General features: G+C 74.7%; 13 protein-coding genes. 1 reads left to right on the plus strand and 12 read right to left on the minus strand.

Translation table 11 applies throughout. From position 1 onward, the window contains the following. Positions 1–190 precede the first annotated feature (190 nt). From HOQ23_RS02130 to HOQ23_RS02180, 11 genes are all read right to left on the minus strand, one after another. Positions 191–652 (minus strand): thioesterase family protein, encoded by a 462-nt coding sequence (locus tag HOQ23_RS02130; protein ID WP_172211379.1) that lies wholly within the window; start codon positions 650–652, stop codon positions 191–193. Next, positions 649–4,251 carry a chromosome segregation protein SMC gene (smc, locus tag HOQ23_RS02135; protein WP_172211380.1) on the minus strand — a complete coding sequence of 1,201 codons (3,603 nt, stop codon included), beginning with the start codon at positions 4,249–4,251 and terminating at the stop codon, positions 649–651. Before smc ends, HOQ23_RS02130 begins: the two co-directional genes overlap by 4 nt. A gap of 256 nt (positions 4,252–4,507) precedes the next feature. Then, a complete protein-coding gene (locus HOQ23_RS02140) occupies positions 4,508–4,720 on the minus strand; it encodes a hypothetical protein (RefSeq protein ID WP_172211381.1) in 213 nt (70 codons plus the stop codon). Positions 4,721–4,828: 108 nt separating this feature from the next. Further along, positions 4,829–5,731: a bifunctional DNA-formamidopyrimidine glycosylase/DNA-(apurinic or apyrimidinic site) lyase gene (gene mutM / locus HOQ23_RS02145; protein ID WP_172211382.1), complete on the minus strand. Its 903-nt coding sequence runs from the start codon at positions 5,729–5,731 to the stop codon at positions 4,829–4,831. A gap of 1 nt (position 5,732) precedes the next feature. Continuing rightward, entirely contained in the window at positions 5,733–6,446 is a 714-nt protein-coding gene (gene rnc, locus HOQ23_RS02150) for a ribonuclease III (RefSeq protein ID WP_172211383.1), read from the minus strand. 25 nt (positions 6,447–6,471) lie between these two features. Next, positions 6,472–6,657, minus strand: a complete 186-nt coding sequence (gene rpmF, locus HOQ23_RS02155; RefSeq protein WP_166140317.1) for a 50S ribosomal protein L32 — start codon at positions 6,655–6,657, stop codon at positions 6,472–6,474. 52 nt (positions 6,658–6,709) lie between these two features. Next, positions 6,710–7,255 carry a DUF177 domain-containing protein gene (locus HOQ23_RS02160; protein WP_367650328.1) on the minus strand — a complete coding sequence of 182 codons (546 nt, stop codon included), beginning with the start codon at positions 7,253–7,255 and terminating at the stop codon, positions 6,710–6,712. 136 nt (positions 7,256–7,391) lie between these two features. Further along, positions 7,392–7,892, minus strand: a complete 501-nt coding sequence (gene coaD, locus HOQ23_RS02165; RefSeq protein ID WP_172211384.1) for a pantetheine-phosphate adenylyltransferase — start codon at positions 7,890–7,892, stop codon at positions 7,392–7,394. 5 nt (positions 7,893–7,897) lie between these two features. Next, on the minus strand, positions 7,898–8,518 hold the full coding sequence (gene rsmD / locus HOQ23_RS02170) for a 16S rRNA (guanine(966)-N(2))-methyltransferase RsmD (protein WP_172211385.1): 621 nt from the start codon (positions 8,516–8,518) through the stop codon (positions 7,898–7,900). A gap of 4 nt (positions 8,519–8,522) precedes the next feature. After that, complete coding sequence (locus tag HOQ23_RS02175) at positions 8,523–10,751, minus strand: ATP-dependent DNA helicase RecG (RefSeq protein ID WP_172211387.1); 2,229 nt, start codon at positions 10,749–10,751, stop codon at positions 8,523–8,525. A 15-nt stretch (positions 10,752–10,766) separates the two neighbouring features. Continuing rightward, positions 10,767–12,428 (minus strand): DAK2 domain-containing protein, encoded by a 1,662-nt coding sequence (locus tag HOQ23_RS02180; protein WP_172211389.1) that lies wholly within the window; start codon positions 12,426–12,428, stop codon positions 10,767–10,769. Positions 12,429–12,617: 189 nt separating this feature from the next. Here HOQ23_RS02180 and rpmB point away from each other — a divergent pair, with 189 nt between their 5' ends. After that, on the plus strand, positions 12,618–12,803 hold the full coding sequence (gene rpmB, locus HOQ23_RS02185) for a 50S ribosomal protein L28 (protein ID WP_028645381.1): 186 nt from the start codon (positions 12,618–12,620) through the stop codon (positions 12,801–12,803). A gap of 157 nt (positions 12,804–12,960) precedes the next feature. On the opposite strand, the gene HOQ23_RS02190 is transcribed toward rpmB, so the two are convergent. Then, positions 12,961–13,911, minus strand: a complete 951-nt coding sequence (locus HOQ23_RS02190; RefSeq protein WP_172211391.1) for a thiamine-phosphate kinase — start codon at positions 13,909–13,911, stop codon at positions 12,961–12,963. Positions 13,912–14,029: the final 118 nt, after the last annotated feature.

Below are 14,029 nucleotides of genomic sequence, written 5' to 3' on the forward strand. Positions count from 1 at the left end.
AACTCCCGAGTGAGACGAGGTGCGGGCGGCGGTGCTGCCCGCCCGGGGAACAGCCCCCAGCGTCCCAGCCGACCCCGGGCGAGCGGCACCGGGTCCTTGGTCCCCACCGGGCCGGGCCGACCGGTCCGGGCGCGGTGGGGCTCGCCGTGCCGTGCGTGCCGCTGCCCGCGCCCGAGGCCCGCCGGTGCGCCTACGGACGCAGCAGCGGCTCCACCGCGGCGCGGATCACGTCCGGCATCGGTGCGACCGGGCGGTCCCCCGCGCCGGCGGCGTTGTCGACGTAGACGTGTACGAAGCGTCCCTCCGCGGCCGCCTCGTCGGAGTCGCCCTGGAAGAGACCGATCCGGTAGACGATCGAGGAGGTGCCGACCTTGTCGACGACCATCCCGGTCTCGATCGGCTCGGGGAACCCGATCTCGCGGAAGTAGCGGCACGAGGTCTCCGCGACCACGCCGATCTGCGGCAGGTGGCGCACGTTGGTGCCGGTCGCCTCGAACAGGTGCGCGTTGACGGCCGTGTCGAACAGCTCGTAGTACGTCGCGTTGTTGAGGTGGCCGTAGGCGTCGTCGTCGCGCCAGCGCGTGGTCACCGTGCGCCAGGCGACGTAGTCGGCGCGGGTGGGGCGGGCCGGGCGGGTGCGGTCCTCGCTCACGCGGGCTCCACCTCCCGCAGCCGCTGGCTGATCACGGCCGAGACGCCGTCTCCTCGCATGGTGACCCCGTACAACGCGTCCCCGACCTCCATCGTTCTCTTCTGGTGTGTGATGACGAGCAGCTGGGAGCTCTCCCGCAGCTCTTCGTAGATCTCGAGCAGCCGGCCCAGGTTGGTGTCGTCCAGGGCCGCCTCGACCTCGTCGAGGATGTAGAATGGCGAGGGGCGCGCCTTGAACAGCGCCACCAGGAACGCCACCGCGACCAGCGACCGCTCGCCGCCGGAGAGCAGCGAGAGCCGCTTGACCTTCTTGCCCGGCGGCCGGGCCTCGACCTCGATGCCGGTGGTGAGCATGTCGGAGGGGTCGGTGAGCACCAGCCTGCCCTCGCCGCCGGGGAACAGCCGCGCGAACGTGGCGTCGAAGGCGCGCTCGACGTCGGCGTAGGCCTCGGTGAAGACCTGCTCCACGCGCGCGTCGACCTCGCGGACGATGTCGAGCAGGTCCTTGCGGGTGCGGCGCAGGTCCTCGAGCTGCTCGGTGAGGAACTTGTGGCGCTCCTCCATGGCCGAGAACTCCTCGAGCGCCAGCGGGTTGACCCTGCCCAGCTGGGCCAGCGCGCGCTCGGCGGCGCGCAGCCGCTTCTGCTGCTCCTCGCGGACGTACGGCGTGGGGTCTCGCAGCTCGCCGTCGGGGCCGGCCTCGGTGGCCGGGACCGGCTGGTCCGGGCCGTAGTCGGCGACGAGCGCGTCCGGGGCGGTGCCGAGCTCCTCGACCGCGCGCTCCTCGAGCTGCTCGATGCGCATCCGCTGCTGGGCGCGCGCCATCTCGTCGCGGTGCGCGGCGTTGACGAGCTCGTCGTGGGCGCGGCCCAGGTCGCGCAGGCTCGCCCGCACGCCCATCAGCTCCTGCTCGCGGCCGCGGCGCGCCTCCTCGACCTCGCTGCGCTCGCGGGCCGCCTGCGCGACGGACTCCTCCAGGCGGGCCAGCACGTGCGCCACCGCGGTGCCGACGGCCTCGGCCGCGCGGCCCTCGCGCCGGGCCTGCTCGCGGCGGCGTGCGGCCCGGGCCCGGGCCTCGCGCTCGGTGCGGGCGGCGCGCAGCAGCGAGTCGGCGCGGCCGCTGATCGCGCGGGCGCGCTCCTCGCTGGTGCGCAGCGCGAGGCGGGCGTCGGTCTCGGCCTGCCGGGCGGCGCGGGCGGCGTCGGCGAGCCGCTCGCGCGTCTCGGTGTCCGGCTCCTCCTCGGGGGTCTCCTCGGCGGCGCCGAGCCGGGCCTCGAGCTCGGCCAGCCCGGAGACCGCCTGCTCGCGTGCCTGCTGGGCGGCCTCGATGGCGCGGGCGAGGCGCTCGGCCTCGCCGCGGGCGGCGCGGGCCAGCGAGCCGTGCTGGCCCAGCTCCTCGGCCACCGCCGCGAGGGTGGCGTCGGACTCGTGCAGCCGCGCGAGCGCCACGTCGACGCGCTGCTGGGCCGCGAGCCGCTCGGCCTCCAGCCGGCTCACCTCGAACCCGAGCCGCTCGGCGCCGGCGGTGACCTCGGCGAGCTGCGCCGCGGCCTCGTCGACGGCGGCCTGGACCTCGATCAGGCTGGGTTGGCTGCTGGAGCCGCCGGAGGCGAAGTGGGCGCCCAGCAGGTCGCCCTCGCGGGTCACGGCGGTGACGTCGGGGTGCTGGTCCACCAGCACCCGGGCGGCGGCGAGGTCGGCGACGACCGCGACCTTGCGCACCAGCCGGGCGAGGGCGGCGCGCAGCTCGGCGGGGCACTCCACGACGTCCAGCGCGTACGCCGCGTCGCCGGGCAGCGCCGGCCACGCCTCGTCGTCGGCCGGTCCGCCGCCGAGCAGCAGGGCGGCGCGGCCGAGGTCCTCGGCGCGCAGGTGGTCGATCGCCGCGACGGCCGTGGCGGCGTCGGCGACGACGACGGCGTCCGCGGCGCGGCCCAGCGCGGCGGCGAGCGCGGCCTCGTACCCCGGGCGGACGGTGAGCAGGGCGGCGACCGAGCCGAGCAGGCCGGTGGCCATCCCCGCGACCGCGGTTCCGGCAGTGTCCGTGTCGTCCGTGTCGGCTGCGCCCGTCTGGGCCGCGGCGAGCAGCGCGCCCGCGCCGTCCTTGCGGTTCAGCCCCATCTCCAGGGCGTCCTTGCGGGCGGCGAGCGAGGAGCGGTCGCGGTCGGCCTGCTGCACCTCCTCGCGGAGCTTGGCGAGGCGGTCCTCGAGGTCCTCGAGCGCGGCGACGGCCGCCTCGTGCTCGGCGTCGAGGCCCTCCTCCCCCGCGTCCAGGCCGGCGACCTGGGTCTCGAGGGCGGTGAAGTCGCGCTGGGCGCGCTCGGCGCGGGCCAGGGCGTCCTCGCGGCTGGCGGTGAGCCGGCCGACCTCCTCGTCGGCGGCCACGGCGCGCGAGCGCATCGCGTTGACCTGACCCTGCAGGCGCGCGAGCCCCTCGCGCCGGTCGGCGGCGGCGCGGTGCAGCGCGGCGACCCGGCGCTCCTCCTCGGCGGCGGCGTCCTCGGCGGCCCGCCGGGCGAGCACGGCCCGCTCCAGGGCGACGCGCTGGGCCTCGACCTCCGCGGCGATCTGCTCCTCCTGGCCGCGGGCCTGGGCCGCCTGCGCCTCGAGCTCGTCGGGGTCGCGGCCGCCGCGGTGGTCGGTCTCGGCGGCCGCCGTGGCGTTGCGCAGCCGCTCGGCGGCCAGCGACTGGGTGCCGCGCAGCCGCTCGCGCAGGCCGGAGAGGGCGAACCAGGTGTCCTGGGCGCGGGCCAGGGCCGGCAGGTCCTCGCGGAGCCCGGCCTCGAGCTCGGCCTCCTGGGTCCGGGCGCGGGCGATCTGGCCCTCGAGCTCCTCGCGGCGCTCGTGGAGGGCGGACTCGTCGGCCAGCTCCCGCTCCAGGGCGGCGCGCGCGGTGACCAGGTCGTCGGCGAGCAGGCGGGCTCGGGCGTCCCGGACGTCGGCCTGGACGCCGGCCGCGCGCCGTGCTACCTCGGCCTGGCGGCCCAGCGGCTTGAGCTGGCGGCGGATCTCGGCGATCAGGTCGTTGAGGCGGTGCAGGTTGCCGTCGGTGGAGTCGAGCTTGCGCAGCGCCTTCTCCTTGCGCTTGCGGTGCTTGAGGACCCCGGCGGCCTCCTCGATGAACCCGCGCCGCTCCTCGGGGGTGGCGTGCAGGATCTGGTCGAGCTGGCCCTGGCCGACGATGACGTGCATCTCGCGCCCGATGCCGGAGTCGGAGAGCAGCTCCTGGACGTCGAGCAGCCGGCAGGTGCTGCCGTTGATGGCGTACTCCGAGCCGCCGCTGCGGAACATCGTGCGGCTGATCGTGACCTCGGTGTACTCGATCGGCAGCGCGCCGTCGGAGTTGTCGATGGTGAGCACGACCTCGGCGCGGCCCAGCGGCGGGCGCCCGGAGGTGCCGGCGAAGATGACGTCCTCCATCTTGCCGCCGCGCAGCGACTTCGCGCCCTGCTCGCCCATCACCCACGCGAGCGCGTCGACGACGTTGGACTTGCCCGACCCGTTGGGGCCGACGATGCAGGTGATCCCGGGCTCGAGCTGGAGCGTGGTCGCGGAGGCGAAGGACTTGAACCCCTTGAGGGTCAGGCTCTTCAGATACACCCGTGGCTCCCATCGCTGGACTTCAGGGACGATGCTGCATCGCCGCAGCACCGCAGGCGGGGAAGCGCGGTGCGTGTCACCCTACTCGCGGGCGCGCGGTCGATCGGGCAGCCACGCGGAGGGCCTCCGAGGGGGTGCCGGGGGTCACCAGGACCCCGGCCGGACGACGTCTCACGCCGTCTCGGGCCGCCCCGGACGGTGCGGCGGGCACGGGCCGTGGCCCGGCCGGTCCGGCCGGGCGGGAGGGAGCAGGTCCTCAGGCGGGCTGCATGTCCTCGACGGACGTGGCGTCGTCGAGGTCGAGCAGGTCGGTGCGGTGCGCCGCGCTGAGCCGGTCGTTCTCCTCGGCCAGCCGGAGCACGAGCGCCTCGAGCTCGCCCACGCGGGCGCGCAGCCGGGAGTTCTCGACCATCACGTGGCTGGGCGTGCGCAGATCCCTGCTCAGGTGGCCGATGAGTGCCTTGGCCATGGTGAGCCTTCCGAATTCGGGTGGTGGGGCCGGGCGGCGCCGATGGCCGCGCGGGCGATCCGCTCGCCGCGGACCGTCTTCAAGAATCCCACCCGGACGCCGGTCGGGTCAATCCGGGACGGGGGTGCCCGGGGTGCCTGCGACCCCGCGTCCCGGGGCGGGCGCCCGGCGCCGCCGCGGGGCCGGCTGGCAGGTCGGGCAGAAGTAGGAGGAGCGGTTCATGAACGCCACCCGGCGCATCGGGGTGCCGCAGCGCTCGCAGGGCTCGTCCTCGCGCCCGTAGGCGCGCAGCGAGCGGTCGAAGTAGCCCGACTGGCCGTTGACGTTGACGTAGAGGGCGTCGAAGGAGGTGCCGCCCTGGGCGAGCGCCTCCGCCATCACGTCGCGCGCGTGGCCGAGCAGCTCGCGGACCTGGGCCGCGCTCAGCCGGTCCCCCGGGCGCTCGCCGTGGATCCGGGCGCGCCACAGCGACTCGTCGGCATAGATGTTGCCGACGCCGGAGACGAGCCCCTGGTCGAGCAGCTGGCGCTTGATCCCGGAGGCACGCCGGCGCACCCGGCGTACGAACTCGTCGTCGTCGAACTCGGGGTCCAGCGGGTCGCGGGCGATGTGGGCGATCTCGCCCGGCAGGTCGGCGCCGCCGGCGGAGACGGTCAGCCCGCCGAACATCCGCTGGTCCACGAAGCGCAGCTGACGAGCGTCGTCGAGGACCAGGCGCACCCGCAGGTGCCGCTCGTCGGGCGCCGAGGCGGGCTGCACCAGCATCTGCCCGCTCATGCCGAGGTGGGCCAGCAGCGCGTCGCCGTTGTCCAGCGGCAGCCAGAGGTACTTGCCGCGGCGGCGCGCACCGGTGACCACGCGCCCGGTCAGCGCGGCGGCGAAGCCGGCGGGACCGCGCAGGTCGCGGCGCACCGGGCGCTCGTGCAGGACCTCGACGCCGAGCACGGTGTGCCCGACGACGTGCCGCTCCAGGCCGGCCCGGACGACCTCGACCTCGGGAAGCTCCGGCACGTCAGCTGGCGTCGGAGGTGGCGGTGAGGCCCAGCTGCTCGACGATCTCGCCGTACGCCGTCTCCGCGGCGGCCTGCTCGGCCTCCTTCTTGGAGCGGCCGACGCCGTTGCCGTAGAGCCGGTCGGCGACCTTCACCTGCGCGGTGAAGGTCTTCATGTGGTCGGGGCCGTCTGAGGTGATGACGTACTCCGGCACGCCGAGGGAGTGCTCGGCGGCGATCTCCTGCAGCGAGGTCTTCCAGTCCAGCCCGGCGCCGAGCGCCGAGGCGGCCTCGAGGAGCGGGTCGAAGAGCAGGTGCACGACCTGTGCGGAGACCTCCATGCCACCGGAGAGGTGGACCGCCCCGATCACCGCCTCGACGGTGTCGGAGATGATCGAGGACTTGTTGCGTCCGCCGGTCGACTCCTCGCCGCGGCCGAGCTTGACGTGCTCGCCGAGGCCGATGCCGCGCCCGACCTCGGCGAGGGCGCGCGCGTTGACGACCGCGGCGCGCAGCTTCGCCAGCCGGCCCTCGGAGAGGTCCGGGTGGGTGCGGTAGAGCGTCTCGGTGACGACGACCCCGAGCACGGAGTCCCCGAGGAACTCCAGCCGCTCGTTGGTCGGCAGGCCGCCGTTCTCGTAGGCGTAGGACCGGTGGGTGAGCGCGCGCTCGAGCAGCTCGGGATCCAGCTGGGGATCACCGAGCGCTCGACGCAGCTCCGCGTAGTTGGTCAACCGTGGTCAGAGACCCTGAGCGGGCTCAGAGGACCTGACGACGGTCGGCACGGGCGCCGTACTGGCCGCACTCGCCGCACGCACGGTGCGGGAGGTGCTTGACGCCGCAGGCGGGGTTCGCGCAGGTCACCAGGGTCGGTGCCACGGCCTTCCAGGCCGAGCGACGGTGACGCGTGTTGCTGCGCGACATCTTCCGCTTCGGGACAGCCACTGTTCTCTCCTCATACCGTGGCCGGGAGGTCCGGCCGCATTGATGTGCTTGGTCAGTTCTCGGAGGATTCCGAGTCCATCTTGTCGAGCTTGTCCAGCGCGGTCAGCCCCGCCCATCGCGGGTCGATCGCTTCCTCGTGCTGGTGGTCCGGATCATCCGCCAGGCGCGCACCACACTCGGTGCACAGTCCCGGACAGTCGTCCTGACACAGCGGCTGGAACGGTAGTGCGAGCACCACCGCGTCCCGCAGCAGGGGTTCCAGGTCGAGCAGGTCGTCCTGGAGGTTGCTGACCCCGTTGTCCTCGTCGTCGGCGTCCTTGTCACGCAGGTCGTCGTACACGAACAGCTCCTGGAAGCGGACGTCGATCTCGTCGTCGATCTCCTCCAGGCACCGCACGCACTCGCCCTCCAGCACGGCCTTCGCCGTGCCGGTGACCAGGACGCCCTCCATGACCGCCTCCAGGCGCAGGTCAAGCTCGACCGGCGCACCTTCGGGGACCTTGAGGACCTCGATGCCAAGATCTGGGGGTGCCGGCACCGACAGTGTCAGCTGTTGCTGGGACCCCGGGCGGCGGCCGAGCTCGCGGGTGTCGAGCACGAGCGGCGCTCTCGGGTCCAGGCTAGACAGTTGAATCACTTCCGGTTCCGGGCACGAACAGATCGTCGGGAATCGTATCCGCCCGGGAGACGGGTCACCAAACCCGGGCGGTCCCCGGCGCACGCCGGGGGCAGGTTCACGCCTGTGCCCGGCGCGCGGCGACCTCGGCGAGCCGCTCGGTGAGGCGCGCGTGGACGCTCGCCGGCACCAGCGAGGAGACGTCGCCGCCGAAGGTCGCGACCTCCTTGACCAGGCTCGAGGCGAGGAAGGAGTACTCCGGGCTGGTGGGCACGAAGACGGTCTCGACGTCGGTGAGCGAGGCGTTCATCTGCGCCATCTGCAGCTCGTACTCGAAGTCGGAGACGGCGCGCAGGCCCTTGACGATGGCCTGGATGCCCTGCTCGGCGCAGAAGGTGGTCAGCAGGCCGGTGAAGCCCGCGACGCGCACGTTGGGCAGGTCCGCGCAGACCTCGCGCAGCATCTCCATGCGCTCCTCGGCGCTGAACAGGCGGTTCTTGGAGGCGTTGACCCCCACCGCGACGACGACCTCGTCGAACAGCGACGAGGCGCGTCCCACGACGTCGAGGTGACCGTTGGTGACCGGGTCGAACGATCCCGGGCAGACGGCTCGGCGCACGGGACTCACTCCCCTTCGGGCTGGTGGTGGCTGTCGGACGACTGCGGGGCCTCGGCCTCCGGGGGCGGGGCCGCGTGACCGTACCAGAGCACGGTCTCGCCGTAGGCACGCCGTCGGTGCGGCTCCAGGCCCTCGGGCCAGGCGGGCTCGGGGCTGCGCGCGGAGCGCTCCACGACCACCAGCGCGTCGGGCGCCAGCCAGCCGTGGGCGACGAGCGCGCGGAGGTCGTCGGCGACCGCCTCGTCGGACAGCGGGTACGGCGGGTCGGCGAACACCACGTCGTACGCCGCGGCCGGCGGGCGGGCCAGCACGGAGGCCACCGCGCCGGTGACGACCTGGGCCTCGCCGGCCCCGATCTCGCGGGCGTTCGCGGTGACCAGGGCCGCGGTGCGCCGGTCGGACTCGACCAGCGTCACCGCCGCCGCGCCCCGCGACCAGGCCTCCAGGCCGACCGCGCCGGACCCGGCGTACAGGTCCAGGACGCGCAGGCCGGCCAGCGAGCCGCACCACGACTCCACCGCGGAGAACAGCGCCTCGCGGACCCGGTCGCTGGTGGGCCGGGTGGCGGTGCCCGGTGGGGTGGACAGGCGGCGGCCGCCGGCGCGGCCGGCGATGATGCGGGTCATCGGTTCACGACTTCTCGAGGTAGTCGGACTGCACGGAGCGCTCCATCTCCGCGACCGCCGCCGCGAGCTCCGGCGCGTGGCGCAGCTCGAAGTCGGTGTCGAGGAGCAGGGAGGCGGCCTCGCGAGCCTCGCGGATGGTCTTCTCGTCGCGCAGCACCCGGAGGTTCTGCAGGCTGGAGCGGTAGCCGGACTGGTTCTTGCCGAGCACGTCGCCCTCGCGGCGCTGCTCGAGGTCGACGCGGCTGAGCTCGAAGCCGTCGCTGGTGGCGGCCACGGCGTCCAGGCGCCCCCGGGCGGGCGACCCGGCCTCGGCGCGGGTGACCAGCAGGCACAGGCCCGGCAGCCCGCCACGACCGACGCGGCCGCGCAGCTGGTGCAGCTGGGAGACCCCGAACCGGTCCGCGTCGAGGATCACCATCGCGGTGGCGTTGGCGACGTCGACGCCGACCTCGATGACCGTCGTCGAGACCAGCACGTCGAGGTCGCCGGCGGCGAAGGCGCGCATCGTGCGGTCCTTCTCCTCGGCCGGCAGCCGACCGTGGAGCACCCCGATGCGCAGGCCACGCAGCGGGCCGTCGGCGAGGTCGGCGGCCACGTCGACCACCGAGCTGAGGCCGGTGCCGGTGCGGTCGACGACGAGGTTGTCCTCCTCGTCGAGGTCGAGCTGGTCGTGCTCGCCGGCCTCCATCTCGTCGCGGACGATGCGCGGGCACACGACGTAGGCCTGGTGGCCGGCCTCGATCTCCTCGCGCAGCCGGGCCCAGGCCCGGTCGATCCACAGCGGCTGCTCGCCCAGCGGCACCACGTTGGTCTGGATCGGGGCGCGCCCGGCGGGCAGCTCGGTGAGCGTGGAGACCTCGAGGTCGCCGAAGACGGTCATCGCCACCGTGCGCGGGATCGGCGTGGCCGTCATCACCAGCACGTGCGGAGGGCTCCCGGCCTTGTCGGTCAGCGCGGCGCGCTGCTCGACGCCGAAGCGGTGCTGCTCGTCGACCACGACCAGACCGAGGTCGGCGAACATCACCTGGTCCTCGAGCAGTGCGTGGGTGCCGACCACGATCCCGGCCTCGCCGGTCACCAGGCGGCTCAGCGGCGCCTTGCGCTGGGTCTTGGTCATCGACCCGGTGAGCAGCTCGACGGTGGTGCCCTCGGCGGCGCCGAACAACCCGCCCATGCCGAGGTCGCCCAGCATCGCGGTGATCGTGCGGTGGTGCTGCTGGGCGAGCACCTCGGTGGGCGCGAGCAGCGCGGCCTGCCCGCCGGAGTCGACCACGCGCAGCATCGCGCGCAGCGCCACCAGCGTCTTGCCGGAGCCGACCTCGCCCTGGAGCAGGCGGTTCATCGGGTGCGGCTGGGCCAGGTCGTGCTCGATCTCCGCGGCCACCTCGCGCTGGCCGCCGGTCAGCTCGAAGGGCAGCCGGGCGTCGAAGGCCTCCAGCAGCCCGCCGGGCCGTCCGGGGCGCGCCTGGGCGCCGAGCGCCATCTGCTCGCGCCGGCGCCGGCCGAGCACGACCTGGGTGACCAGCGCCTCCTCGAAGCGGAAGCGTCGCTGCGCGCGGCGTACCTCCTCCATGGAGTCGGCGGCGTGGATCGACTGCAGCGCCTCGCGGGCGTCGAGCAGGGAGTAGGTCGTGCGGATCTCCTCGGGCAGCAGCTCGGGGACCTCGTCCAGCACGGTCAGCGCGAAGGTGGCGGCGCGCTGGAGGTCCCAGGACTCCACGCCCTTGGTGAGCGGGTAGATCGGGAACAGCTCGCGCATCGCGTCCAGCGACATCAGCGCGGAGTCCTCCTCGCCGCTGCCGAAGAGGGTCATCTGCGGGTTGGTCAGCTGCCACTCCCCGCGGAAGCTGCTCACCTTGCCCAGGAACACCCCGCGGCGCCCCACGCTCAGCCGACCGGCCTGCCAGCGGTTGATGTGGGCGCTCTTGGCGAAGAACGACATGCGCAACGTGGCGCCGTCGGCGCGCACCCGGACGTCGAGGCGGTACGCCGTGCGCCCGGTGCGCCGGTCGGTGTAGGTGCGCTCCGCGCTCTCGACGACGTCGCCGACGAAGGTGAGGATGCTGCCCTCCTCGAGCTCGTCGAGGCGGGTCAGCTCGCCGGTGCGCAGGTAGCGGCGCGGGAAGTGGTGCAGCAGGTCCCCCACCGTGCGCAGACCCAGGCCCTCGGTGATCCGGTCGGCCTTGGCGTGCCCGGCCAGCACCGCCTCGATCGGCGACTCCAGGGTGATCACGCGGCTCCTCCCGACCTATTCCACCGACACCAGGAGCGGGTAGCGCTCCTGGCCACCGTCGTACACCACGACGTCGACAGCCGGGTGGTGCGCCTCGACGTACGCCGCGCAGCGGGCCGCGAGCCCGCCGTCGGCGTCCTCGGCGCCGGCGACCACCGTCACCAGGTCGCCACCTCCGCCGAGCAGCCGCTCCAGCACGTCGGTCGCGACCGCGTAGCGGTCGTCCCCCACCACCACGAAGTCCCCGGCCACCACGCCGAGCACGTCGCCGGGCTCACAGGGACCGGCCATCGTCATCGCCTGCCGCGCCGCGACCGTGACCGCGCCGTGGCGCGCGTGCCGGGCGGTGGCGGTCATCTCGAGCACGTCCTGGTCGAAGACCCGGCCGGGCTCGTGGACCGCGAGGGCGGCGAGGCCCTGCACCTGGGCCTGGGTGGCGATCACCGCGACCCGGATGCCCTCGAGGTCGGGGTCGTTCTCGGCCATCGAGGCGGCGGCACGCGCCACCCGCACCGAGTCGGGGTCGTTGGGCAGCACCACGACCTCGCAGGCGCCGCAGTCGCGGATCGCCGCGAGGACCTCCCCGGTCGAGGGGCGGCGGCCGGGGCCGCCGGGCAGCACGATCGCGCCGGCCTCCTCGAAGAGCCGGGCCAGGCCGGGACCGGCGGCGACCGCCACGATCCGGCGCCCGCTGCGCGCCTGCGAGGTCCGGGCGGCGACCTGCTCGGCGAAGTGGGTGACCCGCACGCGGCGGGGACGGCCGGCCTCGATGCCGGCCTCGATGGCGGCGCCGACGTCGTCGGTGTGGACGTGGACGTTCCACAGGCCCTCGCCGCCGACCACCACGAGGGAGTCGCCGAGCCCGGCCAGCGTGGCGCGCAGCGGCGCGATCCGGTCGTCCTCGGCGTCGAGCAGGTACATCACCTCGTAGGCGGGACCGTCGGCGGTCAGGTCGCCCTCGGGCAGCGGCGTCACCGGGACCGGGATCGTCCGGGCGCCGATCGGCGCGGTGACCGGCACCGGGCGGCGACCGGTGAGCACGGTCTCGGCCGCGTCGAGGATCACGCTCAGCCCGCGCCCGCCCGCGTCGACCACACCCGCGTCGGCGAGCACCCGCAGCTGCTCGGGGGTGCGTGCGAGGGCCTCGCGGGCGGCGCCGGCGGCGGCGGCGAAGACGTCGCGGGCGCGGGACCCGGCGCGCCCCGCGCACTCGAGGGCCGCGGCCGCCGCGGCCCGCATCACGCTCAGCATCGTGCCCTCGACCGGCGTGCCGACGGCGGCGTACGCCGCGTCGCTGGCGGCCTGGAGCGCCTCGGCCATCACCGTGGCGTTGGGCTCCGCGGGGTCGGCGCGCACGATCCGGCGCGCGATCGCGCCGAGCATCTCGCTCAGGATCACCCCGGAGTTGCCCCGCGCGCCCAGCAGCGCGCCGCGGGCGAACGTCGCCATGGACTCCCCCAGCGGCGCACCCTCGTCGCCGCCGCAGGCCTCGCGCAGCGCGTCGCGCGCCGCCGACATCGTGAGGTACATGTTGGTGCCGGTGTCGCCGTCGGGCACGGGGTAGACGTTGAGCGCGTCGATCTCCTCGCGCGCCCCCGCGAGGGCGTCGAAGGCGACGTCGACGAAGCGCAGCACGAGGCCCAGGCTCAGCCTGCCGCCCGTGGGTACCTGCTGCATCGCCTGCCTCGCCGTCGATCGGATGAAGGAGTCAGGGTAATGTCAGTGGTGCCCGAGCGGGGTGACCCACCCACGGGGAACCCGGGGCGAGCCGCGATTTTCTCGCGAGCGCCTCGATCGGATACTCTCGTTCGGTTGCCCGCTCCGCCGGGCCCCTCGTTCACAACCTCGATTTTTCAGGAGTTCACGGTGGCTGCCGTCTGCGACATCTGCGCGAAGAAGCCGGGCTTCGGCAACAACCGACCCTGGTCGCGCAAGATCACGAAGCGTCGCTTCGACCCCAACATCCAGCGCGTCCGGGCGACCGTCAACGGCACCCCGAAGCGCCTCAACGTCTGCACCGGCTGCCTCAAGGCCGGCAAGGTCTCCCGCTGACCCAGTTCAGCTAGCAGCAACGGCCGTCGTCCCTCGGGACGGCGGCCGTTTCTGTGTGCCCGGACGGGTGCGCGCCCTCGCCGGAGCGCGGGCGGCGGCGCGGCGTGCCTGCCCCGGGCCGGGAGACGTCGTACGCCGTCCCGGCCCCGGGCGAGGCTCAGAAGTGCGCCCAGCCGGCGGAGCCGACGTGGGTCCGACCGTCGACGGTGACGCCGCTGCCCTCGAGCACCTCGCCGACCACCCGCCAGCCCGACGGCACGGAGGCCGCGTCGGGGAACGTGGCCAGCAGCGCGTGGTCGTCGCCACCGGTGAGCACGAACTGCAGCGGGTCCGCGTTGAGCGCGGCGCCGACGGCGTGCAGCGGCTCGGCGATGTCGAAGGCGTCGGCGCGCACGTTGACCGCCACCCCGGAGGCCGTGGCCAGGTGGCCGGCCTCGGCGAGCAGGCCGTCGGAGACGTCGATCATCGCGGTGGCCCCGGCCGCGGCGGCGATCGGCCCGGCGGCGTACGGCGGCTGCGGGCGGCGGTGCGCCTCGACCAGCACCCGCGGGGAGCGGAAGCCGCGCCCCAGCACGGCGAGTCCGCCCGCGGCCCAGCCCTGCCGACCGGCGAGCGCCACGACGTCGCCGGGTGCGGCACCGGAGCGGACCACCGGGGCCTGGGTGCAGGCACCGAGCACGGTCACGGCGATGACCACCTGGTCGGCGCGCGTCAGGTCGCCGCCGACCACGCTCGCGCCGACCTCGCCGCACTCCTCGGCGAAGCCGCGGGCCAGGTCGAGCACCCACTGGGCCGGCAGGTCCGGCGGGGCGCCGACGCCGATCGTCAGCGAGGTCGCGGTGCCGCCCATCGCGTTGATGTCGGAGATGTTCTGGGCGGCGGCGCGGTGGCCCACGTCGGCGGCGGAGGACCACTCGCGGCGGAAATGGCGGCCCTCGACCATCAGGTCGGTCGAGACGACGACGTGCCCGGTGCGCACGCGCAGCACGGCGGCGTCGTCGCCGGGGCCGATCAGGACCTGCTCGCCCTGGGGGAAGAGGGGCAGGAGCTCGGCGAGGAGGCCGAACTCACCGGCGTCGGCGAGGGTCGCGTCGGGTGCAAGCGGCATGCCCCCAGTCCACCAGAGACCCGGCGCGCGGGCCGGGCGGCGCGCTCGGGCCCGGCAGCGAGGTCTTCGCCACGTGCCCCACGACACGGGGTGTGCCGCTGCCACCGGTCGGGGTAGG

The organism is Nocardioides sp. zg-DK7169 (genome assembly GCF_013155365.1).
Taxonomy (GTDB): Bacteria; Actinomycetota; Actinomycetes; order Propionibacteriales; family Nocardioidaceae; genus Nocardioides.

Bases quoted from the DNA above. Each gene is read 5' to 3' on its own strand.
- rsmD (WP_172211385.1), bottom strand. From the start codon at position 8,518: ATGACCCGCATCATCGCCGGCCGCGCCGGCGGCCGCCGCCTGTCCACC.
- HOQ23_RS02180 (WP_172211389.1), bottom strand. From the start codon at position 12,428: ATGCAGCAGGTACCCACGGGCGGCAGGCTGAGCCTGGGCCTCGTGCTG.
- HOQ23_RS02190 (WP_172211391.1), bottom strand. From the start codon at position 13,911: ATGCCGCTTGCACCCGACGCGACCCTCGCCGACGCCGGTGAGTTCGGC.
- HOQ23_RS02140 (WP_172211381.1), bottom strand. From the start codon at position 4,720: ATGGCCAAGGCACTCATCGGCCACCTGAGCAGGGATCTGCGCACGCCC.